Annotated in this window: 23 protein-coding genes; 19 read left to right on the plus strand and 4 right to left on the minus strand. The window is 73.2% G+C overall.

The genetic code is table 11. The features are described 5' to 3' along the window. Nucleotides 1–115: 115 nt before the first annotated feature. The 5 genes from pyrH to AB0B20_RS01740 all read left to right on the plus strand — a co-directional run bounded on the left by pyrH (nt 116) and on the right by AB0B20_RS01740 (nt 5,614). Nucleotides 116–883: a UMP kinase gene (gene pyrH, locus AB0B20_RS01720; protein WP_357382344.1), complete on the plus strand. Its 768-nt coding sequence runs from the start codon at nt 116–118 to the stop codon at nt 881–883. 88 nt (nt 884–971) lie between these two features. Then, a complete protein-coding gene (gene frr / locus AB0B20_RS01725; RefSeq protein WP_030504243.1) occupies nt 972–1,529 on the plus strand; it encodes a ribosome recycling factor in 558 nt (185 codons plus the stop codon). Nucleotides 1,530–1,783: 254 nt separating this feature from the next. Continuing rightward, on the plus strand, nt 1,784–3,091 hold the full coding sequence (locus AB0B20_RS01730; protein WP_357382347.1) for a phosphatidate cytidylyltransferase: 1,308 nt from the start codon (nt 1,784–1,786) through the stop codon (nt 3,089–3,091). Nucleotides 3,092–3,195: 104 nt separating this feature from the next. Then, nucleotides 3,196–4,341, plus strand: a complete 1,146-nt coding sequence (gene rlmN / locus AB0B20_RS01735) for a 23S rRNA (adenine(2503)-C(2))-methyltransferase RlmN (RefSeq protein ID WP_357467299.1) — start codon at nt 3,196–3,198, stop codon at nt 4,339–4,341. Nucleotides 4,342–4,363: 22 nt separating this feature from the next. Beyond that, nucleotides 4,364–5,614 carry a DivIVA domain-containing protein gene (locus AB0B20_RS01740; protein WP_357382351.1) on the plus strand — a complete coding sequence of 417 codons (1,251 nt, stop codon included), beginning with the start codon at nt 4,364–4,366 and terminating at the stop codon, nt 5,612–5,614. A gap of 78 nt (nt 5,615–5,692) precedes the next feature. Here the strand turns inward: AB0B20_RS01740 and AB0B20_RS01745 are convergent, their stop codons facing one another. Beyond that, nucleotides 5,693–5,917 carry a hypothetical protein gene (locus AB0B20_RS01745; RefSeq protein ID WP_081635946.1) on the minus strand — a complete coding sequence of 75 codons (225 nt, stop codon included), beginning with the start codon at nt 5,915–5,917 and terminating at the stop codon, nt 5,693–5,695. A 247-nt stretch (nt 5,918–6,164) separates the two neighbouring features. Between AB0B20_RS01745 and AB0B20_RS01750 the strand changes: the two genes are divergently transcribed. Further along, a complete protein-coding gene (locus AB0B20_RS01750) occupies nt 6,165–7,754 on the plus strand; it encodes a Rieske 2Fe-2S domain-containing protein (RefSeq protein ID WP_357467303.1) in 1,590 nt (529 codons plus the stop codon). Nucleotides 7,755–7,807: 53 nt separating this feature from the next. Here the strand turns inward: AB0B20_RS01750 and AB0B20_RS01755 are convergent, their stop codons facing one another. Continuing rightward, complete coding sequence (locus tag AB0B20_RS01755) at nt 7,808–9,406, minus strand: NAD(P)/FAD-dependent oxidoreductase (RefSeq protein ID WP_357382356.1); 1,599 nt, start codon at nt 9,404–9,406, stop codon at nt 7,808–7,810. A 68-nt stretch (nt 9,407–9,474) separates the two neighbouring features. Between AB0B20_RS01755 and AB0B20_RS01760 the strand changes: the two genes are divergently transcribed. Together AB0B20_RS01760 and AB0B20_RS01765 are read left to right on the plus strand one after the other, a co-directional pair. After that, nucleotides 9,475–9,891, plus strand: a complete 417-nt coding sequence (locus tag AB0B20_RS01760) for a 50S ribosomal protein L7/L12 (protein ID WP_357382358.1) — start codon at nt 9,475–9,477, stop codon at nt 9,889–9,891. A 106-nt stretch (nt 9,892–9,997) separates the two neighbouring features. Continuing rightward, complete coding sequence (locus AB0B20_RS01765) at nt 9,998–11,167, plus strand: alkaline phosphatase PhoX (protein ID WP_357382360.1); 1,170 nt, start codon at nt 9,998–10,000, stop codon at nt 11,165–11,167. Between the two features lie 9 nt (nt 11,168–11,176). On the opposite strand, the gene AB0B20_RS01770 is transcribed toward AB0B20_RS01765, so the two are convergent. Next, complete coding sequence (locus AB0B20_RS01770) at nt 11,177–12,019, minus strand: YhjD/YihY/BrkB family envelope integrity protein (RefSeq protein ID WP_357382362.1); 843 nt, start codon at nt 12,017–12,019, stop codon at nt 11,177–11,179. A gap of 51 nt (nt 12,020–12,070) precedes the next feature. Here AB0B20_RS01770 and AB0B20_RS01775 point away from each other — a divergent pair, with 51 nt between their 5' ends. The 6 genes from AB0B20_RS01775 to ispG all read left to right on the plus strand — a co-directional run bounded on the left by AB0B20_RS01775 (nt 12,071) and on the right by ispG (nt 18,583). Beyond that, nucleotides 12,071–12,616: a GNAT family N-acetyltransferase gene (locus AB0B20_RS01775; protein ID WP_357382364.1), complete on the plus strand. Its 546-nt coding sequence runs from the start codon at nt 12,071–12,073 to the stop codon at nt 12,614–12,616. Between the two features lie 62 nt (nt 12,617–12,678). Further along, nucleotides 12,679–13,908 carry a PP2C family protein-serine/threonine phosphatase gene (locus AB0B20_RS01780; RefSeq protein WP_357382366.1) on the plus strand — a complete coding sequence of 410 codons (1,230 nt, stop codon included), beginning with the start codon at nt 12,679–12,681 and terminating at the stop codon, nt 13,906–13,908. 269 nt (nt 13,909–14,177) lie between these two features. Continuing rightward, nucleotides 14,178–14,804 (plus strand): Uma2 family endonuclease, encoded by a 627-nt coding sequence (locus AB0B20_RS01785; protein ID WP_357382368.1) that lies wholly within the window; start codon nt 14,178–14,180, stop codon nt 14,802–14,804. Nucleotides 14,805–14,933: 129 nt separating this feature from the next. Further along, nucleotides 14,934–16,157: a 1-deoxy-D-xylulose-5-phosphate reductoisomerase gene (gene dxr, locus AB0B20_RS01790; protein WP_357382370.1), complete on the plus strand. Its 1,224-nt coding sequence runs from the start codon at nt 14,934–14,936 to the stop codon at nt 16,155–16,157. Then, nucleotides 16,154–17,398, plus strand: a complete 1,245-nt coding sequence (locus AB0B20_RS01795; protein WP_357382372.1) for a site-2 protease family protein — start codon at nt 16,154–16,156, stop codon at nt 17,396–17,398. The genes dxr and AB0B20_RS01795 overlap by 4 nt, the downstream gene beginning before the upstream one ends. 9 nt (nt 17,399–17,407) lie before the next feature. Beyond that, nucleotides 17,408–18,583, plus strand: coding sequence for a flavodoxin-dependent (E)-4-hydroxy-3-methylbut-2-enyl-diphosphate synthase (gene ispG / locus AB0B20_RS01800; RefSeq protein ID WP_216932527.1), 1,176 nt, complete (start codon nt 17,408–17,410; stop codon nt 18,581–18,583). Nucleotides 18,584–18,640: 57 nt separating this feature from the next. Here the strand turns inward: ispG and AB0B20_RS01805 are convergent, their stop codons facing one another. Then, nucleotides 18,641–19,315: a helix-turn-helix domain-containing protein gene (locus AB0B20_RS01805; RefSeq protein ID WP_357467309.1), complete on the minus strand. Its 675-nt coding sequence runs from the start codon at nt 19,313–19,315 to the stop codon at nt 18,641–18,643. 129 nt (nt 19,316–19,444) lie between these two features. On the opposite strand from AB0B20_RS01805, the gene AB0B20_RS01810 reads away from it, so the two are divergent. The 5 genes from AB0B20_RS01810 (at nt 19,445) to AB0B20_RS01830 (ending at nt 25,471) form a co-directional block, all read left to right on the plus strand. Then, nucleotides 19,445–20,263, plus strand: coding sequence for a methyltransferase domain-containing protein (locus tag AB0B20_RS01810; RefSeq protein ID WP_357382377.1), 819 nt, complete (start codon nt 19,445–19,447; stop codon nt 20,261–20,263). A 138-nt stretch (nt 20,264–20,401) separates the two neighbouring features. Continuing rightward, a complete protein-coding gene (locus tag AB0B20_RS01815) occupies nt 20,402–21,628 on the plus strand; it encodes an MFS transporter (RefSeq protein ID WP_357382379.1) in 1,227 nt (408 codons plus the stop codon). Nucleotides 21,629–21,683: 55 nt separating this feature from the next. Further along, entirely contained in the window at nt 21,684–22,523 is an 840-nt protein-coding gene (locus tag AB0B20_RS01820) for a GNAT family N-acetyltransferase (RefSeq protein ID WP_357382381.1), read from the plus strand. 93 nt (nt 22,524–22,616) lie between these two features. Further along, nucleotides 22,617–23,324 (plus strand): ATP-binding cassette domain-containing protein, encoded by a 708-nt coding sequence (locus tag AB0B20_RS01825; RefSeq protein WP_357467312.1) that lies wholly within the window; start codon nt 22,617–22,619, stop codon nt 23,322–23,324. Then, nucleotides 23,321–25,471, plus strand: coding sequence for a YhgE/Pip domain-containing protein (locus tag AB0B20_RS01830; protein ID WP_357467315.1), 2,151 nt, complete (start codon nt 23,321–23,323; stop codon nt 25,469–25,471). Before AB0B20_RS01825 ends, AB0B20_RS01830 begins: the two co-directional genes overlap by 4 nt. Nucleotides 25,472–25,481: the final 10 nt, after the last annotated feature.

Consider the following 25,481-nt stretch of genomic DNA (forward strand, 5'->3'; position numbering starts at 1 on the left):
GTCGACGAGGAGGCCGCCGGTGTACGCGACAGGCACCGCGGCCTCCTCGTCACATAGGGTCGGCAGGGGCACGTACGCGACACCGCGCGATGCGCGGGGAGAAGGGGCGGGGCGGATGACGCAGGTTGTGAGTGACCGGAACCTGGCGGTGGAGGATCCGACCGCACCTCCGCCCGGTCGGTCCCGCCGGGTGGTGCTGAAGCTTTCCGGCGAGGTCTTCGGCGGCGGCGCGATCGGCGTCGACCCCGACGTCGTGCAGGGCATCGCCCGGCAGATCGCCACCGTGGTGCGCCGCGGCGTGCAGGTCTCCGTGGTGGTCGGCGGCGGTAACTTCTTCCGCGGCGCCGAGCTGCAGAAGCGCGGCATGGACCGGGCCCGCGCCGACTACATGGGCATGCTCGGCACGGTCATGAACTGCCTGGCCCTCCAGGACTTCCTGGAGAAGGAGGGCATCGAGACCCGGGTGCAGACCGCGATCACCATGGCCCAGGTCGCCGAGCCGTACATCCCGCTGCGCGCGATCCGGCACCTGGAGAAGGGCCGCGTGGTCATCTTCGGCGCGGGCGCCGGCATGCCGTACTTCTCCACCGACACGGTGGCCGCCCAGCGGGCGCTGGAGATCCGCGCGGACGTGGTGCTGATGAGCAAGAACGGCGTGGACGCGGTCTACACCGCCGACCCCCGGATCGACCCGACCGCGAGCAAGCTCGACTCGATCACCTTCTCCGAGGTGCTGCGCCGTAACCTGCGGGTGGCCGACGCCGCCGCGTTCAGCCTCTGCATGGAGAACGGCCTGCCGATGCTGGTCTTCGGCGCGCAGGGCGACGACACCATCGTCCGCGCCGTCGGCGGTGAGAAGATCGGCACCCTGATCACGGCCTGACCGGCCCGCCGGACCGGCAACGGTCCCTCTCTGCCACGGCAGCACCCGCACCACACCCGACGAGCGACAGAAGGAGGCGAGGAGACCGGTGATCGACGACACCCTCCTCGAGGCGGAGGAGAAGATGGAGCGTGCCATCGAGCACGCCAAGGAGGAGTTCGGCGGGATCCGTACCGGACGCGCCAACGCCGCCATGTTCTCCCGGATCGTCATCGACTATTACGGCAGCCCGACCCCGCTGCCGCAGATGGCCTCCATCGCGGTGCCCGAGCCCCGCATGGTGATCATCAAGCCGTACGACAACTCGCAGCTGGGCGCCATGGAGAAGGCGATCCGCGACTCGGACCTCGGGGCCAACCCGAACAACGAGGGCAACCAGCTCCGCATCGTCCTGCCGCAGATGACCGAGGAGCGGCGCCGGGAGATGATCAAGGTCGCCCGGCAGAAGGGCGAAGAGGCCAAGGTCGCCGTCCGCAACATCCGCCGCAAGGCCAAGGAGGAGCTGGACCGCCTGGTCAAGGATGGCGAGGTCGGCGAGGACGAGGGCCGGCGCGCGGAGAAGGAACTGGACGACCTGACCCACCGTTTCGTCGCAGGAGTCGACGAGCTGGTCAAGCACAAGGAGAGCGAGCTGCTCGAGGTCTGAGCACCCGCGTACCTCGCACGGCACCGCGCCGCCGTCGCCCGTCGGGGCGGCGGCCCGGTGCCGTCGTCGTGCCCGGCGGCGCACACCCTCGGCGCTCCGGCGGGTGCAGTAGGCTCGGCACGATTCCCGACCACCACGGGGTGAACGGCGGGAGTCGCCCGGCCGTCGGTCGGTAAACAGGAAGTCTCACGCCGGTAGGGGATGGTCTTGGTCTTGCGTCATGTGGTGGCTCTCGTACCGGCTGCCGGTGCGTGATGTCCCACCCCGACCCCTACGGCAGCACCGAGCCGCGCGGCTGGGACCGCCCGGCCGCCCCGGCCCTGCCCTGGCCGGACACCGACCTGGAGCCCGGTCCCTGGCGACCCGGCCCGGCCGCGCACACCTCACCCGCCGAGCCGGACACCTACGCCCGCCCGGACACCTACCCGGGTACGGAGACGTACGCCGGGGCGTACCCGACGACCTCGCGGCACCACGACGGCCCGGGCCGGTACGACGGACCGCCGGCCGGCGACCGTGGGCGGCCCACCGGGCCGGAGCACGACGGCCCGTGGGGCGAGCCCGCACGCGACGACGAGTACCCGACCGCGCAGATCGCGCCGGTGCGGGACGAGCCCACCGACCAGATCCCGGCGGTACGCGACGAGCCCGCGCCGGTGCCCGAGCCCGAGCCGCCGGCCGGTCGCCGGGGCCGGGGGCGGCGGCGGGCGAGCCCGGAGCGTCCGCCGACCGTCGCGCCGAAGACGTCCCGGGCGGGGCGCAACCTGCCGGCGGCGATCGGTGTCGGGGTGGCCCTCGGCGCGGCGGTCGTGGTGCCGCTGTTCTTCTTCATGCCGGCGTTCCTCGCCGTGCTCGCGACCGCGGTGGGCATCGGCATCTGGGAGATGGCCCGCGCGGTGCGCCGCAGCGGCGCCCACCCCCCGCTGGCGCCGCTCGTCGCCGGTGGCGTGATCACAGTGGGTCTGGCCTGGTACGCGGGGCCCGACGCGCTCTGCCTCGGGCTGCTGGTCACGGTGCTGGGCACGATGATCTGGCGGCTGGGCGACGGGCCCGGTGACTACCAGCGTGACCTCACCGCGGCCACCCTGATCGCGGTGTACGTGCCGTTCCTCGCGGGGTTCGCGGCCATGCTCGCGGCGGCGCCGGGCGACGGGGCCCTGCGCGTGCTGGTGACGCTGGCGGCGGTGGTGCTCTCCGACACCGGCGGGTACGCCGCGGGCGTGTCGTTCGGCAAGCACCCGATGGCTCCCACGATCAGCCCGAAGAAGTCCTGGGAGGGCTTCGCCGGCTCGGTGACCGCCGCGGCGGCGGGCAGCGCGGCGCTGCTGTGGGCGTTGTTCGACGTGGCCCCCTGGTGGGGTGCGCTGTTCGGGATGGCGATCTCGGTCGCGGCGGTGCTCGGTGACCTCGCCGAGTCGATGATCAAGCGGGATCTCGGCGTCAAGGACATGAGCAACCTGCTGCCCGGGCACGGCGGCCTGATGGATCGGCTCGACTCGATCCTGTTCGCCGTGCCGGTGGCGTACCTGCTGCTCGCGGTCTTCGTCCCGGTGACGGGCTGAGGCATGAATCACGGCGTCGAGCCGGGGCGGCCCGGCCGGCCGGGGGCGATTCGACACGTACGGACGGGTGCGTCCGGGCGGGAGCGTGTCAGACTGGACGCGCCATGACGAGTCTCCCGCTGATCTCCGTAGACCCCGACGCCCGCGGCCGCCGGCCCTCGATGCCTCCCCGCCACCTCGCCGACCTGGACCTGCCCGGCCGGCAGGCGCTCGTCGCCGAGCTGGGTGAGCCCGCGTTCCGTGCCAAGCAGGTCTCCAACCACTACTTCGGCCGCCTCGTGCGCGACCCGGAGCGGATGACCGACCTGCCGGCGGCGACCCGGGAGCGGCTGGCCGGCACGCTGCTGCCCACGCTGCTGACCCCGGTGCGCGAGCTGGCCTGCGACGACGGCGCGACCCGCAAGGCGCTCTGGCGGCTGCACGACGGCTCGCTGGTGGAGAGCGTGCTGATGGGCTACCCGGACCGGGTGACGGTCTGCATCTCCAGCCAGGCCGGCTGCGGCATGGCCTGCCCGTTCTGTGCCACCGGCCAGGCCGGGCTGACCCGCAACCTGTCCACCGCCGAGATCGTCGACCAGGCGGTCTACCTGGCCGGTGTGGCCGCCTCCGGCGTGGTGGCCGGGTCCCCGCCGCGGCTGTCGCACGTGGTGTTCATGGGCATGGGCGAGCCGCTCGCCAACTACTCGCGGGTGGTGGCGGCGATCCGCCGGCTGGTCGCCCCGGCGCCGGAGGGGCTGGGCCTGTCGCAGCGGCACATCACGGTCTCGACAGTCGGCCTGGTGCCGGCGATCCGCCGACTGGCCAGCGAAGACCTCTCGGTGACCCTTGCGTTGTCGCTGCACGCCCCCGATGATGAGCTGCGCGACGAACTCGTCCCGGTCAACCAGCGCTGGAAGGTGTCCGAGGTGCTGGACGCGGCGTGGGACTACGCGGCCACGACGGGACGTCGCGTGTCCATCGAATACGCGATGATCAAGGACGTGAACGACCAGCCGTGGAGAGCCGATCTGCTCGGGCGGCTACTGGCCGGCAAGCTGGCCCACGTGAACCTGATCCCGCTCAACCCGACCCCGGGCAGCCGCTGGGACGCCAGCCCGAAGCCGGTCGAGCGGGAGTTCGTCCGGCGGTTGCGCGACGCCGGTGTGTCGACCACGGTGCGCGACACCCGGGGACGCGAGATCGACGGGGCCTGTGGGCAGCTCGCCGCCGCCGAGGACACGGACGGCGACTCACGCGCGGCAACGGCGTAGCGGTACGAGACCAGGAGACATAGTGGCGAGTCAGGGTCAGCGTTTCCGGCGTAAGGCACTCCGCCGGGGCTACAAGGTCGACGAGGTCGACGCCTTCCTGGACCGGGTCGAGGCGACACTCGAAGGCCAGCCGGTCGGCGCGCCCGTGGCTTCCCAGGAGGTCCACGACGTCGTCTTCCGGGTCCGGTTCAACGGCTACGACGAGTGGCAGGTCGACCTGCACCTCGACCGGGTCGAGCGGCAGCTCGCCGAGCTGGAGGAGCGCGGTGGCGCACCGGCCGGGCGCGGTGGCGACCCCCGGATGGCCGACCGGCTGGGCCCACCGATGCGCGACGACCGGGGCATGTCGCCGGTGCCGCAGCCGCCGATGCCGCCCCGGCAGATGCCGGCCCAGCCCGGCCCGCCCGCCGACCGCTACGGCAGCCGCTACGACGAGCCGACCGGCGCGTTCGCCGGTGGCTACGACGGCCCGCGCGGTGGCTACGACGGCCCGCGTGGCCCGGGTGGCCCCGGCCCGATGGGCCCGGGTGCGCCGATGGGGCACGGCGGCCCGCCGCCGCGCGGTCTGCCGCCCGGCCCGGGCGGCTACGGCCCGGACAACGGTCCCGGTGGGTACGGCCCGGACAAGGGCCCCGGTGGGTACGGCCCGGACAACGGCCCTGGTGGATACGGTCCGCCGGACAGCGGCCCGGGCGGCTACGGTCCGGACAGCGGCCCCGGTGGATACGGCGGCCCGGAGGACCGCTTCGACGGGTTCGAGGCCGGCCGGCGGGGACGGGCCGACATGACCGCCGAGATCCGCATGCCCGAGCGCGAGCTGCGTGGTCGTGGCCCTGGTGGTCCGCCCGCGCTGCCGCAGCAGGGCTACGGCGCTCCCGAGCCCGGCTACGGCCCGCCGGACCCGGGTTACGGTCCGCCGGACCACGGCTACGGCCCGGGCCCGTCGATGACCGGCCCGCCGCTCGTGGGTCCGCCGGTCGCCGGTCCGCCGATGGTGGGGCCGCCGATGGCCGGCCCGCCCGGCAGCGACCTGCACCGGGTCGACCAGATCCGGCGCAGCTTCCAGGTCCGCCGGTTCGGCAGCGGGTACGACCCGGACCAGGTCGACCGGTTCTTCGAGACGCTGCTCGGGGGCATGCAGGGGCGCAACCCGATGCCGGTGAGCCCGAAGGAACTCGACACGCTGCGCTTCGGGCTGGTGCCCGGTGGCTACTTCGAGGCCGAGGTCGACGCCGCGCTCAAGGACGTGCAGGACATCCTGCTCGGCCGCTGACGGCGGTCACGAGACGACGAAGGGCCCGCCCCCCGGACAGGGGGCGGGCCCTTCGCGCACTACCGTGGGCGCCGCGCGTCAGGACCGCAGGCCGTTGCGGCGCAGCACGGCGTCGCCGATGACGATGGCGATCAGCAGCCCGGCGATCCCGAACAGCCAGATGTGCTCCACCCGGCCTTCCTCGATCCCGCAGAACGCCATCAGAACCAAGGCCAACGCCGACAGCACCGCACCGATCCGTCCGGACTTGCGGTGTCCGGGCTTGTGCTGATCTGGCGCGGTTACCGGCTCGTCTCCTGCCACTGTCGGTCCTTCCCTCGCGATCGGATCTCCGATCAGTCTGGCACGCCGGTAACCGGGCCCGGCGCAGGGTCCGACCTCCTGTGCCGGGGATGACCCGGGCGGGCGACAGCGGACCGTCCGGCCGGCCCGGGTCGTTGGTCCCGTCCCGGTCGGGGCGGAAGGCCACTACCGGCGTCGCGGAACGGCGAGCACACTGCCTCCGGTAGCGTCTTGACGTACACCTGATGCCTTTTTGAGGAGGACTGCGGTGCGAGTGACCGGTACGGGGCATGCCAGCATGCGGATCGACACGGCCGCGGGCAGCATCCTGTGCGACCCGTGGGTCAACCCCGCCTACTTCGCCTCGTGGTTCCCCTTCCCGGACAACTCCCAGCTCGACTGGGCCACCCTCGGCCAGGTCGACTACCTGTACGTGTCGCACCTGCACCGGGACCACTTCGACGCGAAGCACCTGCGCGACTTCGTGTCGAAGGACGCCACCGTCCTGCTGCCCGAGTTCCCCACCTCGGAGATGGAGGACGAGTTCCGGGAGCTGGGCTTCACGAAGTTCCTCAAGGCCCCGAACGAGCAGGTGGTGGAGCTGCCCGGCGGCCTGAAGATCATGATTCAGGCGCTGACCAGCCCGACCGACGGCCCGATCGGCGACTCCTCGCTCTGGGTCGAGTACGACGGCGTCCGGCTGCTCAACCAGAACGACGCCCGCCCGACCGACCTGACCGTGTTCGCCGAGCTGGGCCACGTGCACGCGCACATGCTCCAGTTCTCCGGCGCGATCTGGTACCCGATGGTCTACGAGCTGCCGCAGGCGGCGAAGACGGCGTTCGGGAAGCAGAAGCGGGACCGGCAGTTCGACCGCACCTGGCGCTACATCGACGACCTGAAGGCCGACCACGTCTTCCCGATCGCCGGCCCGCCGTGCTTCCTCGACGACGAGCTGTGGCAGTTCAACGACATCTTCGGCGACGAGGGCAACATCTTCCCCGACCAGTCGGTGTTCCTGTCGGAGTACGCCAAGGTCGGCGGCACCAACGGCGTCGTGCTGCTGCCCGGCAGCGTCTCGGAGATCACCACCGAGGGCGCGACCACGACGCACCCGGTGCCGGTGGAGGAGTTCTTCGCGAACAAGGTCGCCCACCTGGAGGAGATGCGGGAGCGCAAGCGCCCGATCATCGAGGCCGAGAAGGCGTCCTGGCGGCACCCCGAGGTGGACGTGCTGGGCGAGATGAAGCGCCGGATCGAGCCGCTGCTCGACGAGTCGATCTACCTGGCCAAGGGCGTCGGCGGGCCGGTCCGCTTCGACCTGGTCGGCACTGACGGCACAGGCGGAGAGACCATTGAATCCATCGTGGTGGACTTCCCGGGCAAGGAGGTCCGGCCGTACGCGGACGAGAAGGTCCGCTACCGCTTCCGTACCGAGCGGGCGCTGATCGAGCACCTGCTGCACATCGGCGAGGTGGACTGGGTCAACTCGCTCTTCCTCTCCTGCCGTTTCTCCGCGGCCCGCATCGGCCAGTACAACGAGTTCGTCTACGCCTTCTTCAAGTGCCTGTCCGAGGAGCGCCTCCAGTACGCAGAGGGCTGGTACGACGAGCACGAGCGGGCGGTCGACGCCGAGGACATCACGCTCGACGGCTGGGTGGTGCAGCGGCGCTGCCCGCACCTGAAGGCGGACCTGAGCCGGTTCGGCATCGTCGAGGGTGACCAGCTCACCTGCCAGCTGCACGGCTGGAAGTTCGACCTGGCCAGCGGGCGCTGCCTGACCAGCGTCGGGCACAAGATCCGCGCGCACCGCGCCGACGCGGAGACCCCGGCGCCGGCCGGGGAAGCGGCCGTCTGACGGTTCCGCCGCCGCCGTCCGCCGGCCAGGAGGCGCCCGACGGCCGGGAGGACTCAACCCAGGTCGGCGAGGATGCGGCGGGCCGCGTTGTGCCCGGCCGCGCCGATCACGCTGCCCGCCGGATGGCAGCCGGCGCTGCCCGCGTACACGCCGTCCACACCGGTCGCGTACGGCATCCGGTCGGTGAACGACACCGTGTTGTCGACGTGGTGGATGTGCCCGCCGGTGATGCCGAAGTGCGCCTCGATGCCCGGCGGCGGCAGTGGCACCGCGTCCGCGACCAGGTCACCGGCGCCCGGGGCGTACCGTTCGCAGATCGCGATCAGCCGCTCGACGTAGCCGGGCAGCGCGGCCTCCCAGGTGGTGCCGGCCAGCTCGTAGGGGACCGACTGCACGAACAGCGCCGACGAGTGGTGCCCGGCGTCGTCGGACAGCGACGGGTCGACAGTGGTGTGCAGGTACCACTCGATCGTCGGCTCGTCCGGCAGCCGTCCGGCCCGCACGTCCGCCCACATGCCGCGCAGCGCGGCCATCGGTGACTCGCCGCCCTCGCCGACCAGCGACGCCGAGCCGGGCAGCAGGTGGATGGTCGAGCCGAACGGGCTCGGCGCGTCCTCCGGCAGGCAGGAGAAGCGCGGCAGCCCGGTCAGCGCCAGGTTGAGCTTGAGTGTGGTGCCGGGGCGGCGGACCGCCGCCATCCGCGCGCCCAGCTCCGCCGGGAGCGCGCCGTCGGGCAGCAGCTCCATCAGCCGGTACGGGTCACACGCGCCGAGCACCACCGGGGCGTCCACCTCCCGCCCGTCGGCGAGCGTCACCCCGGCGGCGGCGCCTCCGGCCAGCCGGATCGCGGTGACTGGCGCGTCGGCCACGATCCGCGCCCCGGCGCGCACGGCGGCCTCGGCGAACGTGCGGGACACCGTGCCCATGCCGCCCCGGGTGATCATCCAGGTGCCGTCCGCGCCCGGCAGCCGGCACATGTTGTGCACCAGGAAGTTGTGGCCGGTGCCGGGGTCGTCCGGCCCGGCGTTGAGCCCGGACAGGCCGTCGGTGACCGCGTACATGCTGACCAGCAGCTCGGAGCGGAAGTCGAAGCGGGCCAGGTGGTCGGCGACCGAGCCGCGCACCAGGTCGACGAAGACCCGCCGCAGCGCGGGCCGCACGTAGCGTTCGGCGGTCTCCTCGACCGGCAGCGGCTCGGCCAGCCACGCCGGGGCGAGGTCCTCCCGTAGCTGGGCCAGCTCGGCGTGCAGCGCGTCGTCGGCGGCGACGTCGGCGGGGGAGAACATCTCCGCGAGCTGCCGCCGGCTCGCCGCCACGTCGCTGCCGGCCAGCAGGTACGGCGAGCCGAGCCCACCCGGCGTGGGCAGGAAGTAGTGCGGGTCGCGGCGCAGCACCGGGATGCTCACGTCCAGCGTGGCCAGCAGTTCCGGCGGCATCAGCCCGAGCAGGTACGACCCGGTGGAGTGACGCAGCCCCGGCACCTTCGGGAACGGGTTCTCGGTGCGGGTCGCCCCGCCGATCACGCCTGACGCCTCCAGCACCAGCACGTCCAGGCCGGCGCGGGCCAGCAGGATCGCCGAGACCAGGCCGTTGTGCCCGGCGCCGACCACCACGACGTCGGCGCGGGACGGCAGCTCACTCGCGTCGCTCATAGGATCGGAGCGTAACTGCGGCGGGACCCCGGCGGGAGGGCTCGCGGCGGGGCGCTACCGTTCCCGGCATGTCCCCGGCTGTCCAGGTCGCGCTCGCGGTGGCGCTCGTCGTGGTGGTGCTCCTCCTCCTGCTCGTGCTGCGGCGCGACCGTCCCCGGGATCTGGTCGCCGCTGATCGTCCCGCCGGCGGGCAGGCCGAGGTGCTCCGCCTGATCCACGCGGGTCGTCAGGTCGAGGCGGTCAAGGTGATGCGCGAGCAGACCGGGCTGTCGCTGCTGGACGCGAAGCGGGCGGTGGACGCGCTGGCGGCCGGCGGCACCTGGCCGCCCGGCGCCCCGGCGCCCGGAAAGGGCGTTGACGAGGCGGTGCGGGCCGAGGCCGCGCGGCTGCTGCACCGGGGGAAGAAGATCCAGGCGATCAAGGTGGTACGGGAGCACACGCACATGTCGCTGGCCGACGCCAAGCGGTACGTCGAGAGCCTCTGACCCCGGAGCGCCGTCACCAGTCGTTCACCCTGTAGTGGCGGCGGTCGATGCGTTTCCGTTCTACCGTCGAGGAGACACCCACCGCCTCCGGGAAGGTCACCCCCCGATGGATCGTCGTACCGTCCTGCGTGCCACCGCCGCCGGTGGCGCCGCCGCTCTCGCCGGTGGTCTCTGGGCCGCCGCGGCCGCCCCGGCCCAGCCCGCCCAGCCCGGCGCCGGCCCGTACGGCGACCTGCTCGCCGCCGACGCCAACGGCCTCCAGTTGCCGGCGGGCTTCACCAGCCGGGTGATCGCGCGTTCCGGGCAGCGGGTCGCCGGCACCTCGTACACCTGGCACCCGGCGCCCGACGGCGGCGCCTGCTTCCCGTCCGGCGACGGCTGGATCTACGTCTCCAACTCCGAGGTCCCGCTCGTCGGCGGTGCCTCGGCGGTGCGGTTCGCCGCCGACGGCACGATCGCCGCCGCGTACCGGATCCTCGGCGGCACCAACGTCAACTGCGCCGGCGGGCCGACCCCGTGGGGGACGTGGCTGTCCTGCGAGGAGGTGCCGCTGGGCCGGGTGTTCGAGACGTGGCCGGAGGGCGGCCGCTCTGGCGAGGAGCGGACCCGGATGGGCCGCTTCAAGCACGAGGCGGCGGCCTGTGACCCGGTGCGGCGGGTGGTCTACCTGACCGAGGACGAGCCGGACGGCTGCTTCTACCGCTTCGTCCCGGACACCTGGGGTGACCTGCGTACCGGCAAGGTCCAGGTGCTCTGCGCCCCGGACGGCCAGGTGACCGGCCCGGTGACCTGGCGGGACCTGCCGGACCGCGACGGGTTCCCGGTGCCCACCCGCTTCCAGGTGGGCGCGGCGCAGGAGTTCGACGGCGGCGAGGGCTGCTGGTACGCCGACGGCACCTGCTGGTTCACCACGAAGGGCGACAACCGGGTGTGGGCGTACGACGCGGCGAACCAGCGGCTCGACCTCGCGTACGACGACTCGCTGGTGCCGGCCGGTGCCGCGCCCCTGACCGGGGTGGACAACATCACCGGCACCCCGGGCGGTGACCTCTACGTGGCCGAGGACGGCGGCAACATGGAGATCAACGTGATCACGCCGGCCGGTGTGGTGGCTCCGTTCCTGCGGCTGCTCGGGCAGTCCGAGTCGGAGATCACCGGTCCGGCGTTCTCCCCGGACGGCAGCCGGCTCTACTTCTCCTCGCAACGCGGCGCCAGCGGCGCCCGGGCCGGCACCGGCGGCATCACGTACGAGGTGCGCGGCCCGTTCCGGCGCTGACCGCAGCCGTCAGGCGCGGGCCGCCACCCGGGCGGCCCGCCACCGGCTCGCCGCCAGCGTGGCCGAGTAGCCGGACAGCACGATCACGTGGAACAGGTAGAGCCAGAGCAGCACCGCCACGCCGCCGCCGATCTCGTCGAAGCCGCCGAACGGCACGCCAAGGTCCAGCGGCAGCGAGCAGAACAGCACGAACCCGTGCAGGAAGCCGGACAGGTTCGCGGCCGTGAACGAGCCCAGGCCGACTGTGGAGAGCCAGTCCGGCGAGGCCGGGCCGACCACCCGGAACACCCAGATCAGCACCGGTGTGAGCACCAGCCACACCGCCAGGAACGACAACACCACGCCGAGCGCGCCGAGCCAGCCGCCCTGGCGCACCAGCCGGGTGGTCAGCGGCAGCGCCAGCAGGATCGACAGCAGCAGCGCCGGGGCCGGTGCCAGCAGCGGGAGCAGCAGCAGCCGGCCCCGCCAGCCGACCAGCGCACCGGACTCGGCGCGCGGTTCGGCCACCGAGACGAACGCGCGGCGCAGCCCTTCCCCGTACAGCGAGGCGGGCAGCAGCGAGGCCAGCGCCAGCAGCGGGGTCAGCCCCAGCCCGGCCTCGACGAGCGCGGCCACCGCCCGGTTCGCGCCGATCTCGGTGGGCAGCGTGTCGATCGCGTACCCGGTCAGCCGCCGCACCCGGTCCGCTCCGGCGAGCAGCCCGGTCAGCCAGATCGCCAGCAGTGCCACCGGCACCACGGCGATCGCGCCGTAGAAGGTGATCGCGGCGGCGTGCAGGGACAGGTCCCGGCCGCGGACCGGCCGGAACGCCGCAGCCGTGATCCGCTTCGTCCGCTCCCACCCGTCGCCCATCGCCCTGTCGTTCCCCGTACGGCACCGCGCCACGCATTACGATCCGGCGGCATGACGATCGCCACGACCGACCGGCTGGTGCTGCGCGACTGGACCGAGTCGCCGGACGACCTGGCCCGGGTCTACGACATCTACTCCCGGGACGAGGTGATGCGCTGGCTGGGCGGCGGCAAGGGCCGGATGACCAACCCGGCCGAGGCGTGCGAGCGGGTCCGGTCGTGGCGGGAGCGCTGGGCGCCGTACGCCGGTCGCTGGGGTCTGTGGGCGGTCGAGCCGCGCGACGGTGGGCCGGTGGCGGGGAGCGTCCTGCTCAAGCCGCTGCCGGGACGTGACGGCGTCACCCTGACCGACGACATCGAGGTCGGCTGGCATCTGCACCCGGACGCCCAGGGCAACGGCTACGCGACCGAGGCGGCCCGTGCGGTGCTGGAGCGCGAGTTCGCCGCCGGATCCCCGAGGGTGTACGCGGTGGTGATGGCCGGGAACGACCCGTCGATGGCGGTGGCCCGGCGGCTCGGCATGACGCACGTGGGTGTGCGCACCGACTGGTACGGCGGCGCCGAACTGGAGACGTTCGTCCTGGAACGCCCGACCTGAGCCGCGCCGTTGGCAGTTCGCCCTCGGCCTCCTACGGTGGTGGAGACACGGGGGAGGCGCGGATGGTCGACGGTGGCGACGCGGCGCGTTGGCTGCACCTCAACGCCGCCCGGGGTGGTCCGGACGACCTGTCGCTCCTGGTGAACCGGGTCGCTCCCGCCATCGGGGCCACCGACATGGTGATCTACCTGGCCGACTACACACAGTCCTCGCTCGTACCCCTGGTCGGCGCGGGCGCGCCTCGGGACGAGCTCACGATCGAGACGACGCTGGCCGGTCGGGCGTTCACCGGCCTCCAGGTGCAGCGCGCTCCCGACCACCCGGACCGGCTCTGGGTGCCACTGCTGCTCGGCTGCGAACGGCTGGGCGCGCTGGAGATCGTGTCGTCGCGCGCCAGCGACCCCGCGCTGGACCGGCCGGCCTGGGAGGTGGCGGTCGCCGTCGCCCAGGTCCTGGTGAACCGCCGGCTCTACGGCGACGTCGTGGAACGGATCCGCCGCCGCCTGCCGATGCAGGTCGCCGCCGAGATCGTGTGGGGGCTGCTGCCGCCGTTGACCTTCGCGACGGACGACCTGGTGGTCACCGCCGTTCTCGAACCGTGTTACGACGTCGGCGGGGACATCTTCGACTACGCGCTCAACGGCGACGTGCTCAGCGTCGGGCTCTTCGACACCTGCGGGCACGGGATCAAGGCGAGCGCGATGGCCTCGCTCGTGGTCAGCGCGTACCGCAACGCCCGGCGCACCGGTCTCGACCTGATCGACACGGCGATCAGCATCGACAGGTGGGTCCGCTCCGAACACCCCGGCATGTTCGCGACCGCGCTGCTCGCCGAACTCAACCGGCGGACCGGCCTGCTGCGGATCATCAACGCCGGCCACCCCGGCGCCATGCTGCTGCGGGACGGCAAGGCCGTCCGGGCACTGCCCGGGCCGACCGCGCTGCCGCTCGGGCTGGGCAACCTGTCGACGCGGCGTCCGCGGGCGCACGAGGAGGCGCTACACCCGGGCGACCGCGTCCTCGCCTACACCGACGGCATCACCGACGCCCGGGGCGACGACGGTGAACGGTTCGGGCTGGACCGACTTGTCGACTTCGTCGAGCGTGCCCTCAACGACCGGCTGCCCAGCCCCGAGACGATGCGCCGGCTGGTGCGCGCCGTCCTCGCCTACCAGCAGGACCAGCTCGACGACGACGCCACCGCGATGTTCCTGGAGTGGCAGCCCCCGCACCTGCCGTTGGGGCACCTGGAGCACCTCACCGCGCCCGACAGGACGATCGTGTCTCCGTAGCCTCGTCCTGCAGCGCCAGCCGCACGTGCGCCACGGGCGGATGACCGACCCCGGCCGAGGCGTGCGATCGGGTCGGCTGTGGCGGGAGCGCTGAGCGCCGTACGCCGGTCGATGGGGCCTGTGGGCGCGCGAGTTCGCCACCGGCACCCCGAGGGTGTACGCGGTGGTGATGGCCGGGAGGGGACGGACAACGTGTGCGAGCAGGGCGGAACGGGACAGCGCCGCTAGGGTGAGTGGTAGCACGATTATCCGCTGAGGGGGTGAGCCTGATGGCCCAGGCCGCATTCGCGCCCGAGCCGGCGCCGCAGCCGGCCGAGCCGTCGTTCGACGTGCTCCGCTGGCGCGACGAGCCCTGGACCGCGCAGCTCGCTCTCGATCTCCTGCCGGAGACCAACGGCCCGAAGGTCGAGGTCCTGAGCGGAAGCGTGATCGTGACACCACATGCCGGCATCGACCATCAGTCGGTCGAACGCGAGTTGCCGTATCGGCTGCACCGGGCCGCCCGGCGCAGCGGGCTCTGGGTCTACCCCGAGATCAACCTGGTTTCCGGCAAGGATCTGTTCATCCCCGACATCGCCGTGCTGCGGTCCTCGGGCGGTGGTCGATCCGCCGTCGACATCGGCCAGGCCGTGCTCCTCGGTGAGATCGTGTCGCCCGGCAGCCGGCGCAAGGACGTGATCGACCGGCCACGGGAGTACGCGGCCGCCGGTGTGCCGTACTTCCTCCGGGTCGACCTGCGCAACCGGGTGCCGGCGCTCGCCCTCTACGAACTGGCTGAGGGTGAGTACCGGCCGCTGGCGGCCGCGGCGGCCGGTACGACGTTCGTGATGCGGGAGCCGTTCGAGTTCAGCGTCGATCCGGCCGACCTGCTCGACGAGGAGGCACCCCAGGCGTGATCAACACCGATTCGCCGAAGTGGTGGCATCGCGGCGCCGCTGATGCCGCCACCTCGGTGAAGTGGAGTCGATCATGCCGCCGGGCACTCCGGGACGAACCGGGGTGAGGCGCTGGGGAACAATGGGCCGGTGACCACTCCCCGAGATCTCGTGCTGCTCGGTTCGACCGGCTCGATCGGCACCCAGGCCATCGACATCGTCAAGCGCAACCCGGACCGCTTCCGGGTGGTGGCGCTGGGCGCGGGTGGCGGCAACGTGGCACTGCTCGCCACGCAGGCCCTGGAGCTGGGCGTGGAGGCGGTCGGCGTGGCCCGCGCGTCCGCCGCGCAGGATCTCCAGCTCGCGTTCTACGCGGAGGCGAGCCGGCGTGGCTGGGCCACCGGCGACTTCAAGCTGCCCAAGATCGTGGCCGGTCCGGACGCGATGACCGAGTTGGCGCAGTGGCCGTGCGACGTGGTCCTCAACGGCGTGGTCGGCTCGCTGGGCCTGCCGCCGACGCTGGCCGCGCTGCACGCCGGGCGTACCCTCGCCCTGGCCAACAAGGAGTCCCTGGTGGCCGGCGGCCCGCTGGTCAAGGCCGCGCTCTCGCGACATCCGGGTCACAGCCAGATCGTTCCTGTTGACAGTGAGCACTCGGCGCTGGCGCAGTGTCTGCGTGGCGGCGCCCGGGGCGAGGTGCGGCGGCTGGTGGTCACCGCCAGCGGCGGCCCGTTCCGGGGGCGGCGGCGCGACGAGCTGACAGCGGTCACGCCGGAGCAGGCGCTGGCGCACCCGACCTGGAACATGGGCCCGGTCGTCACGATCAACTCCGCCACGATGGTCAACAAGGCGCTGGAGGTGATCGAGGCGCACGAGTTGTTCGACGTGCCGTACGCCGACATCGAGGTGATGGTCCACCCGCAGTCGGTGATCCACTCGATGGTCGAGTTCACCGACGGCTCCACGCTCGCCCAGGCCAGCCCGCCGGACATGCGGCTACCCATCGCGCTGGGCATCGGCTGGCCGGACCGCGTACCCGCCGCCGCCGCGGCGGTCGACTGGACCACCGCCCACACCTGGGAGTTCTTCCCGCTCGACGACGCGGCGTTCCCGGCGGTGGCGCTGGCCAAGGCGGCGGGTGAGGCCGGGCGCTGCCGTCCGGCGATCTACAACGCGGCGAACGAGGAGTGCGTGGCCGCGTTCGTCGCGGGTCGGCTGCCGTTCCTCGGCATCGTCGACACCCTCCAGCGAGTGCTGGAGGACGCTCCCGATTTCGACGAACCGGGTACCGTCGAGGACGTGCTCGCCGCCGAGTCGTGGGCACGGGCGCACGCCCAGGAGATCATCGTCGGGTCGGGGGAAGGAGCTCGATGAGCTATCTGCTCGGGGTGGTGCTGTTCGCCCTGGCGATTCTCATCTCGGTGAGCCTGCACGAGGCGGGTCACATGCTGACCGCCAAGGCGTTCGGGATGAAGGTCACGCGCTACTTCGTCGGCTTCGGCCCGACGCTGTGGTCGTTCCGGCGGGGCGAGACCGAGTACGGCGTCAAGGGCATCCCGCTCGGCGGCTTCTGCAAGATCGTCGGGATGACGCCGCAGGACGACGACGTCGAGCCGGGTGACGAGAAGCGCGCCATGTGGCGCTACCCGGTGTGGAAGCGGACGATCGTGATGTCCGCCGGCTCGATCACCCACTTCGCCCTGGCCCTGATCGCGCTCTGGATCATCGCGGTGTCGGTCGGGCTGCCGAACCCGAAGTTCCCCAGCACCGAGGCCGGCTACCGGGCCGAGCCGGCGGTGGTCGCCCTCACGCCGTGCGTCACGGTGGACAAGGTGCGCGCCTGCGAGTCCGGCGACCCGGCCAGCCCGGCCGCGCGGGCCCAGCTGAAGGACGGCGACCGGATCACCGCGGTGAACGGCAAGCCGGTCTCCACCTGGGGCGACATGCAGGACGTGGTCCGCGCCACCCCGCCCGGCACGGCCACCGTCACCTTCGTGCGCGACGGCCGGTCGCAGGACGCCAAGGTCGACCTGGCCGCGGTGCAGCGCCCGCCGCTGAACGACCCGAAGGGGGCCACCTCGTCGGTCTCCGCGCTCGGCGTGGCGCTCTCGCCCAGCACCCCGACCCGGGTGGAGTACGGCCCGATCGCCGCGTTCGGCGCCACCGCCGACTTCACCGGCAACATGGCGGTGCAGACGGCCCACGCCATGCAGCGCATCCCGCAGAAGGTGCCCGCGTTGTGGAACGCGATCACCGGCGGCGAGCGCGACATGGACACCCCGATCAGCGTGGTCGGCGCGAGCCGGCTCGGCGGCGAGGCCGTGGAGAACAACGCCTGGATGGTGTTCTTCATGCTCTTCGTGTCGCTGAACTTCTTCATCGGCGTGTTCAACCTGCTGCCGCTGCTGCCGCTGGACGGCGGCCACATCGCCATCGCCTGGTTCGAACGGGCGCGGTCCTGGCTCTACGCGCGCATCGGCCGCACCGACCCCGGCCGCGTCGACTACCTCAAACTCATGCCCTTCACGTACGCGGTGATCCTGATCGGTGGCGCGTTCACGCTGCTGACCATCACCGCTGATGTCATCAACCCCATCACGCTCTTCTCAAGGTGAGTGCCTGAAGTGACCGCTGTCAGTCTCGGTATGCCCCCCGTACCGCCGCCGCCGCTGGCCCCGCGCCGGGCCAGCCGCCAGATCATGGTCGGTTCGGTGCCGGTCGGTGGTGGCGCGCCGGTCTCGGTGCAGTCCATGACCACCACCCTCACCGCCGACGTCAACGCCACGCTCCAGCAGATCGCCGAGTTGACCGCGTCCGGCTGCCAGATCGTCCGGGTCGCGGTGCCGTCGCAGGACGACGTCGAGGCGCTGCCCGCGATCGCGCGCAAGTCGCAGATCCCGGTGATCGCCGACATCCACTTCCAGCCGAAGTACGTCTTCGCGGCGATCGACGCCGGCTGCGCCGCGGTGCGGGTGAACCCGGGCAACATCCGGCAGTTCGACGACAAGGTCAAGGAGATCGCGCGGGCCGCGGGCGACGCGGGCGTGCCGATCCGGATCGGCGTCAACGCCGGCTCGCTGGACAAGCGCCTCCTGGCCAAGTACGGCAAGGCCACCGCCGAGGCGCTTGTGGAGTCGGCGCTGTGGGAGTGCTCGCTGTTCGAGGAGCACGGCTTCCGGGACATCAAGATCTCGGTCAAGCACAACGACCCGGTGGTGATGATCCGCGCGTACCGGCTCCTGGCCGAGAAGTGCGACTACCCGCTGCACCTCGGCGTCACCGAGGCGGGCCCGGCGTTCCAGGGCACGATCAAGTCGGCGGTGGCGTTCGGCGCGCTGCTGGCCGAGGGGATCGGGGACACCATCCGCGTGTCGCTGTCCGCCCCGCCGGTCGAGGAGATCAAGGTCGGCGCCGCGATCCTGGAGTCGCTGGGCCTGCGTGAGCGCGGCCTGGAGATCGTCTCCTGCCCGTCCTGCGGCCGGGCACAGGTCGACGTCTACAAGCTGGCCGAGGAGGTCACCGCCGGTCTGGAGGGCCTGCCGGTGCCGCTGCGCGTCGCGGTCATGGGCTGCGTGGTGAACGGCCCGGGTGAGGCCCGGGAGGCCGATCTCGGTGTGGCCTCGGGCAACGGCAAGGGCCAGATCTTCGTCAAGGGCAAGGTCGTCAAGACCGTGCCCGAGGCGCAGATCGTGGAGACGCTGATCGAGGAGGCGCTGCGGATCGCCGACGAGATGGGCGCCGAGATCCCCGAGGAACTGCGCGACCTGGTGCCCGGCGGCGCCACAGTCACCGTGCACTGATCCACTTCCGCGTCGCCGTGCGGCCGTTCCCCCTCGGGGACGGCCGCACGCGCCGTCTCAGGGCCGGGGCACGGCGGCGAAGGGGGAGAGGGTGAACCAGCCGGGCGCGGCGCGCCGCAGCGCCTCCGGCCCGGTGACCTCCACCGCGCCGCCGCGCAGCGCCGCGGCCCACTCCAGGTCGCCCAGCCAGACCTGGACCAGGGCGCGCAGGTCCGCCGTGACGGTCACCGTCACGTCGTGCCCGGGGTCGACGTCGCAGACGTCGGCCTCACCTCCGGCGATCACCATCCACCAGTCGCTCTGCGCCGCCGGCACGTCCCGGAAGCGGAACCGCACGACGGTACGCCCCGGCGGGACCGCGTCGTGGTCGACGTGCCGGTGCATGTCCCACAGCAGCAGCTTCGGGTCCAGGTCGGCGTCGCCCAGCTCGCCGATCCAGCGCACGCCCCAGGCGCCGAGCGCCTCCAGCACGGGCCGCAGCTCGCGCCCGGCGGCGGTCGGGACGTAGCGCACGCCGGCGCCGTCGACCCGCCGCTCCACCACCCCGGCGCGGACGAGCTGGTGCAGCCGGCGGGACAGCAGTGTGGGCGACATCCGGGGCAGTCCCCGGCGCAGCTCGTTGAAGCGTTCCGAGCCGCTTACCAGCTCCCGGATCACGAGCAGCGTCCACCGTTCGTCGAGCAGTTCCATGGCCTTCGCCACGGGGCAGAACTGGTGGTAGGAGGCCCCCATGGCGGGCACGCTACGCCCGGCCCGAAGGTCCGGCCAGCTGCCTGTCGGAAGCGGTACAGATCTCGTACTGGGGGCCGGGTCGTCCGCTGCCTAGCGTACCTGGCAGAGACGACAGGTGAGGAGCGACTGATGATCGAGGAACGGGAGCGGGACGCGGGGGTGAAGGCCCGGCACCGCGCGATGTGGGCGATGGGCGACTACTCCGCCGTGGCCGCGCAGGTGATCCCGCAGTTGGGGGCGACGCTGGTCCGGGCGGCACGGGTGGCGCCGGGCATGCGGGTGCTGGACGTGGCGGCCGGGACCGGCAACGCGGCGGTGCCGGCGGCCCGGGCCGGTGCGGAGGTGGTGGCCAGTGACCTCACCCCGGAGCTGCTCGCGGTCGGGCGGGCGTCGGCCGAGCGGGAGGGCCTGACGCTGGCCTGGGAGGAGGCGGACGCGGAGGCGCTGCCGTACGCCGACGCCGCGTTCGACGCGGTCCTGTCCTGTGTGGGCGTGATGTTCGCGCCCCGGCACCGGGTCGCCGCCGACGAGGTGCTGCGGGTGTGCCGGCCGGGCGGCACGATCGGCCTGGTCAACTGGACTCCGGAGGGCTTCGTGGGCCAGTTGTTCGCGGCCATGCGGCCGTACGCGCCGCCACCGCCGCCGGGCGCGCAGCCGCCCCCGCTCTGGGGCGACGAGGACCACGTCCGGGAGCTGTTCGGCGACCGGGTGGACGCGCTCACGCTGGGGCGCGACGCCGTGGTGGTGAACCGGTTCGCGACTCCGGGACAGTTCCGGGACTTCTTCGCCACCCACTACGGCCCCACGGTGGCGGTCTACCGGGCGAACGCGGGCGACCCGGAGCGCACGGCCGGGCTCGACCGCGCGCTGACGGACCTGGCCGCCCGGCACCTGGACGGCGGCGTGATGCGCTGGGAGTACCTGCTCGTCACCGCGCGCCGCGCCTGACGGCACGCCGGCCGCCGTCCGGCCGGTGTGCCGTCGCGGCAGCGGTGCTCACCCGGACTCGGCGCGGATGGCGGAGAGGGACAAGACGCCCGCAGAACTCGGCTGCAAACCGTACGTACGTACTGTTAAGCTTCTGGCGTGCGCCTGCTTCCTGAGCCGGGCCCGTCCCGGACCCTCGCCCTCTCCACGCTCGTCAACACCGTGGGGCGGGGCACGTGGCTCACCGCCAGCGCGCTGTTCCTCACCCGGTCGGTCGGGCTCACTGTCGCCCAGGTGGGTGTGGCGCTCACGCTCACCGCGCTGGTCAGCCTGGTGGCGAGCACGCCGATGGGCTACCTCGCCGACCGCCTCGGCCCGCGTGGGCTCCAGCTGGCCGCGCTGCTCGCCTCGGCCGGGTGCACCGTCGCGCTGGTCGCGGTGCGCTCGTTCGCCGGCTTCCTGGTCGTCGGTGTGCTGATGGCGGTCGCCGACGCGGGCACGCGGGGCGCCCGGGGCGCGCTGATCGCCGGTGCTGTCCCGCCCGACCAGCGGGTACGCACCCGCGCCTACCTCCGCGCGGTCACCAACGTCGGGATCTCGGTGGGCACGGTGCTGGCCGGGTTCGCGCTCGCAGCCGACACCCGCGGCGCGTACGTCACGCTGATCCTGCTCGACGCCGCCACCTATGTGCTGGCGGCGGCGGTGCTGCTGCGGCTCCCGCCCGTGCCCCCGATGCCCGCCCCGGCGCACGGGCCACGGCTGATCGCGCTGCGGGACCGCCCGTTCCTCGCCTTCACCGTGCTGGACGGGCTCATGTCCATGCACTTCTCGCTGATCAACATCGCCCTGCCGCTGTGGATCGCCGGGCACACCACGGCGCCGAACTGGCTGATCTCCGTCTGCCTGCTCGTCAACACGGTGGTGGTGATCCTGTTCCAGGTCCGCGCCTCGCGGGGCACCGAGGACCTGACCGGCGCGGGCCGGGCCGCCCGCCGGGCGGGCATCCTGCTCGCCGGTGCCTGCGTGCTGTTCGCGGCCGGGGGCGGCGTGCCGGTGACGGTGGCGGTGCCGCTGCTGCTGGCCGGTGCGCTGGTGCACGTCGTGGGGGAGCTGTGGCACGCGGCGGCCGGCTGGGGCATCTCCTTCGGCCTGGCCCCGGCGCACGCGCACGGCCAGTACCAGGGCGCGTACGGCATGGGCATGCAACTCGGTTCGATGGTCGCCCCGGTGGTGGTGACCACGCTGGCGATCGGGTGGGGCGTGCCCGGCTGGCTGGTGCTCGGCGTGGTCTTCCTGCTGCTCGGCGCGCTGGTGCCGCCGGTGGTGCGGTGGGCCGCCCGGACCCGGCCGGCCGTACCCGAGCCGCTGCCGGTGCCGGCCGCCTGAGCGGGGTGCCCGGTCGGGCCGCGTGTGCCGGGGTGGATCTGGCAGGCTGGTAACCGTGCTCACGATGCCGGTACGCCAACTGGGGGAGTCGGAGCGCCGCGCGGTCGAGCGGCTGCTCGATCTCGACCCGTACGCCGGCGCGCAGGTCGCCGAGCGGGTGGCGGCACGAGGGCTGGCGTGGTGGCGGGCCGAGGCGCGGATCCTCGGCTACGGCGCCCGCCGCAACCTGGAGTCGATCTGCTGGCTGGGCGGCAACCTGACCCCGGTGCTCGCGTCCGAGTCGGCGGTGACCGCGTTCGCCGACCAGTTGAGCGCCGAGGAGCGGCTCTGTTCCTCGATAGTGGGCCGCGCCGACGCGGTGCTCGGCCTCTGGGACCGCCTCTCCGCGCACTGGGGGCCGGCTCGGGACGTACGCCCGAACCAGCCGCTGCTGGCGACTGACGCGCTGCCCGCCGTGGCGCCCGACCCGCACGTGCGCCGGGTGCGCGGCAACGAGGTCGACCGGTTGTTCCCGGCGGCGGTGGCGATGTACACCGAGGAGGTCGGGGTGTCGCCGCTGGCCGAGGACGGCGGGCGCGGCTACCGGCGGCGGGTGACCGAGCTGGTGCGCGCCGGCCGCGCCTACGCCCGCTTCGTCGACGGGCGGGTGGTCTTCAAGGCGGAGCTTGCCGTGGTGACCCGCCGGACCGCGCAGGTGCAGGGCGTCTGGGTGGCGCCGGAGTGGCGCGGCCGGGGCATCGCCACCGCCGCGATGGCCGCGGTGGTCCGCGACGCGCTGGACCGGGTCGCGCCCACAGTGAGTCTCTACGTCAACGACTTCAACCTCCCCGCCCGGCGGGTCTACGAGCGCTGCGGCTTCCGCCCGGTGGGCACGCTCGCCACAGTGCTGTTCTGAGGATCACTCCCGCCAGAGGTCCCGAACCGGACACCCGGCGTTATGCTGGGCATGTTTTTATACTGACTAGTCAGTTCGGAATTCGGGAGCGGGATGAACATCGTCGAGGCCAGCGGCCTGGGGTTGCGCACCCGCCGGGGCTGGGTCTACCGGGACGTCGACCTCACCGCCGCGAGCGGTGAGCTGCACGCCGTCACCGGCCCGCCCGGCAGCGGGCGCACCTCGCTGCTGCTCGCACTGGCCGGGCGCTTCCCGCACAACCACGGCGAGCTGCGCCGCCGGGGCCCGGCCGCGCTCGGCCAGGTGGCGGGCGTGCACGAACCCGACCCGACGCTCACCGTCGCCGAGCACATCACCGAACGCCTGCTGCTGCTCGGCCCGGTGCCGCGCCGCCGGCGCCGGCTGGTCCCGGTGGCGGCGCTGCGGGCCCGCCGGGCCTACCGCCGAGACGCCTACGCCGCCGCCATCGCCGGTGCCGGACTCACCGACGCGCCCCTGGACCCCGACCGGTACGGCCGCGACCTCACCCCGGTCGAGCGGCAGGTGCTCGGCCTGGTGCTGGCCAGCCTCGGCGGCCCCAGCCTGATCGTCGCCGACGACGTGGACGCCGGCGCCGACCGTCCCGAGCGGGAGTGGATGTGGGGCGCGCTGGAACGCCTCGCCGGCCAGGGGTACGCCGTGGTCGCCAGCGCCCGCGCCGTCGAACCCGGAGTGGCCGCCACAGTGCACCGCATCGGCGATCCGGCGCCGCCGATCCCCGTCCTGACCGTGCCCACCGAACCCGCCGAGGTGCCCGCATGAGCGTCCTGCGACTCGCCCTGTTCGAGCTGCGCCGGATGACCCGGGGCCGGCTGCCGCGCGCCGCCCTGGCCGTGCTCACCATCGTCCCGCTGCTCTACGGCGCGCTCTACCTGTACGCGTTCTGGGATCCCTACGGGAAGATGGACCGGATCCCGGTCGCCCTGGTCAACGCCGACCGCCCGGCCACCGCCGGTGACGGCAGCGAGGTGCACGCCGGCCGCGACCTGACCGAGAAGCTGCTCGACCGCAAGGTGTTCGGCTGGACCGTCACCGACCAGGCCGACGCCACGAAGGGGCTGCGCGACGGGCGCTACCACCTGGTCTTCTCCATTCCGGAGGACTTCTCCGCCACCCTCGCCGCCGGCCCGGAACCGGACCGCCCGGCCCGGCAGGGCGAGCTGAAGGTGGTGAACGACGACGCCACCAACTACCTCTCCGGGCTGCTCGCCAGGTCGGCGTTCAGCGAGATCCGGGCCGCCGCCGCGCAGAGCACCGCCGCCACGTACTTCGACAAGATGCTGATCGGCTTCACCGACGCCAAGGCCGAGACCGGCCGCGCCGCCGACGGCGCCGGGAAGATCGCCGACGGGCTCGGCAGCTCCCAGCGGGGTGCGGGCCAGCTCGCCGACGGCCTCGGTGACGCCGAGGACGGCGCCGGGCAGCTCGCCGGCGGACTCAACCAGTCGGTCCAGGGTGCGGACAAGCTCGCCAAGGGCCTCGACCAGTTGCGTACCGGCGCCGCCCAGCTCGCCGACGGCGCCGGCCGCGCGGCCACCGAGACCAAGGCCGCGGCGGCCACCGTCAACGCCGCCGCCGACAGGTACGAGCCGGTGCTGCGCCGCAACGCCGACCGGATCCAGAAGGCGGCCACGCTCGTCGCCGACGGCGCGCAGCAGCTCGCCGCCGGGCTGGACGCGCTACCCGGCAAGGCCGCCGAGGTGGTCGCCACCGCCGAGGAGGTCCGCGACCGGCTCGACGCGGTCGCGAAGGAACATCCCGAGCTGGCCGACGACCCGAACTTCGCCGCCGCCCGCACGGCCGCCGACCGGGCCGTCACCCAGGCGCGCTCAGTGGTGGCAGCGCTGAACAAGACCGACATGGCCACGCTGCGCCAGCAGATGACAGACGTCGCCAGGACCGCCCGCGAGGTGGCCGCCGCCGCACCGCACCTGGCCGACGACGTCGCCTCCGCCCGGGCCAAGGTGAACGAGCTGGCCGGTGGGCTGACCACGCTGGCGCAGGGCAGCGCCAAGCTCCGCGACGGGCTCGGCGACGCGTCGACCGGCGCGAACCAGTTGCGCGGCGGCCTCTACCGGCTCTCCAGCGGGGCCCGCCAGCTCGACGGCGGCCTGGCCCAGCTCGGCAGCGGCAGCAACCGGCTGGTCGACGGGCTGACCCGGCTGGAGGGCGGCGCGGGCGAGCTCGCCGACGGGCTCGCCGCCGGCGAACGGAAACTTCCCGGGTACGACGACGCGGCCAGTCGCGCCGAGGTGCTCGGCGACCCGGTCGGTCTGATCCGCGACTCGCAGAACCCGGCCGGCTCGTACGGCGTGGGCTTCGCCCCGTACTTCCTGTCGCTGGCGCTCTGGGTCGGCGCGATGATCACGTACATGCTGTTGCGGCCGGTCAACCGGCGGCCCGTGATGTCCGGCGCGCCCGGCTGGCGGGTCGTGCTCGCCGGGTGGCTCCCGGCCGCCGGCATCGGCCTGGCCCAGGTCGCGGTGCTCTACACGGTGGTCACGCTGGCGCTCGGGCTCGACCCGAGGCACGGGCCGGCGACGTTCGGGCTGCTCGCCCTCACCTCGCTGGCGTTCACCGCGATCATGCAACTGCTCGGCGTGGCGCTCGGCCCGGCCGGGCGGCTGGCGGCGCTGGCGCTGCTGATGCTCCAGCTCACCTCCTCCGGCGGCACCTACCCGGTGCAGACCTCGCCCGGCTTCTTCCAGGCCATCCACCCCTGGCTGCCGATGACGTACGTGGTGGACGGCCTGCGGCACACCATCAACGGCGGCACGACCGCCCCGGTGGTGGAGGCCGCGCTGGTGCTGCTCGCGTTCGGGCTGGGCGCGATGGCGCTCACCGTCGGCGCGGCCCGCCGGTCCCGCCGGCTGACCCCGGCCAAGCTGCACCCCGAACTGACCATGTGAGGATGAGCCG

This window comes from Micromonospora sp. NPDC049151, from assembly GCF_040648395.1.
In the GTDB taxonomy this organism is placed as follows: Bacteria; Actinomycetota; Actinomycetes; order Mycobacteriales; family Micromonosporaceae; genus Micromonospora.

Coding starts and splice junctions, on each gene's coding strand:
- pyrH (WP_357382344.1), top strand. CDS start 116: ATGACGCAGGTTGTGAGTGACCGGAACCTGGCGGTGGAGGATCCGACC.
- AB0B20_RS01730 (WP_357382347.1), top strand. CDS start 1,784: ATGTCCCACCCCGACCCCTACGGCAGCACCGAGCCGCGCGGCTGGGAC.
- rlmN (WP_357467299.1), top strand. CDS start 3,196: ATGACGAGTCTCCCGCTGATCTCCGTAGACCCCGACGCCCGCGGCCGC.
- AB0B20_RS01755 (WP_357382356.1), bottom strand. CDS start 9,406: ATGAGCGACGCGAGTGAGCTGCCGTCCCGCGCCGACGTCGTGGTGGTC.
- AB0B20_RS01760 (WP_357382358.1), top strand. CDS start 9,475: ATGTCCCCGGCTGTCCAGGTCGCGCTCGCGGTGGCGCTCGTCGTGGTG.
- AB0B20_RS01765 (WP_357382360.1), top strand. CDS start 9,998: ATGGATCGTCGTACCGTCCTGCGTGCCACCGCCGCCGGTGGCGCCGCC.
- AB0B20_RS01770 (WP_357382362.1), bottom strand. CDS start 12,019: ATGGGCGACGGGTGGGAGCGGACGAAGCGGATCACGGCTGCGGCGTTC.
- AB0B20_RS01775 (WP_357382364.1), top strand. CDS start 12,071: ATGACGATCGCCACGACCGACCGGCTGGTGCTGCGCGACTGGACCGAG.
- AB0B20_RS01780 (WP_357382366.1), top strand. CDS start 12,679: ATGGTCGACGGTGGCGACGCGGCGCGTTGGCTGCACCTCAACGCCGCC.
- AB0B20_RS01785 (WP_357382368.1), top strand. CDS start 14,178: ATGGCCCAGGCCGCATTCGCGCCCGAGCCGGCGCCGCAGCCGGCCGAG.
- AB0B20_RS01795 (WP_357382372.1), top strand. CDS start 16,154: ATGAGCTATCTGCTCGGGGTGGTGCTGTTCGCCCTGGCGATTCTCATC.
- AB0B20_RS01805 (WP_357467309.1), bottom strand. CDS start 19,315: ATGGGGGCCTCCTACCACCAGTTCTGCCCCGTGGCGAAGGCCATGGAA.
- AB0B20_RS01810 (WP_357382377.1), top strand. CDS start 19,445: ATGATCGAGGAACGGGAGCGGGACGCGGGGGTGAAGGCCCGGCACCGC.
- AB0B20_RS01825 (WP_357467312.1), top strand. CDS start 22,617: ATGAACATCGTCGAGGCCAGCGGCCTGGGGTTGCGCACCCGCCGGGGC.
- AB0B20_RS01830 (WP_357467315.1), top strand. CDS start 23,321: ATGAGCGTCCTGCGACTCGCCCTGTTCGAGCTGCGCCGGATGACCCGG.